Source organism: Bradyrhizobium sp. NAS96.2, assembly GCF_001908235.1.
GTDB lineage: Bacteria > Pseudomonadota > Alphaproteobacteria > Rhizobiales > Xanthobacteraceae > Bradyrhizobium.
The window spans coordinates 1-536 of record NZ_LGHK01000373.1 but is presented as its reverse complement, the minus strand read 5'-3'; the positions used below and the strand labels follow the sequence as shown (position 1 = coordinate 536).

At 56.9% G+C, this 536-nt stretch carries 1 protein-coding gene; it reads right to left on the bottom strand.

What is annotated here, in order from left to right; translation table 11 throughout:
• Positions 1-226 (bottom strand): acetyl-coenzyme A synthetase N-terminal domain-containing protein (locus AC628_RS41385; protein WP_283806740.1); only part of this gene is annotated, 226 nt, incomplete at its 3' end.
• Positions 227-536 lie beyond the last annotated feature (310 nt).

Below are 536 nucleotides of genomic sequence, written 5' to 3'. Positions count from 1 at the left end.
TGATCGAGATGTTGCCGGGCGCGAAGGAGACGTTCTCGACCTTGGTGAAGGGCTTGATCCAGTCGATCCGCTTGCCGTGCTCGGCCCAGAAGCCGTTCGGGTCCTTGACCGAGTGCGCATACATCTCGCGATATTTGGCGTCGTTGACATAGGCGCGCTTGGCCCAATCGGCCGACACGTCATAGATCGTCTCCAGTGCAGCCGGCTCTGCGTGGTTCTTTCTCATAAGACAGCCTCCCTAGTGGCTGCCTAATACCGCATGTAGTCGGCACCAGTTTGACCTCCGTCAAAAACAGCGCTCGCAGGCACCGCTCTCTTACGGCCACGACTGCTCCGTTGCGTTCACATCAATCGTCCCGTCTTTTTGACCTGCATCAAAACCTCCCTCGTTCCGTCGTACATACGTAGTGCCGCTTCAATAGCGCCTTGTCGTGAGCGAGATCACCTCACGATCACATGTGCCCGACTTTCACCATGCAAGAAAATCGATCCGCTCCGCGCGGATCCGACATTCTTTCACAAAGCTGAGGGGACCG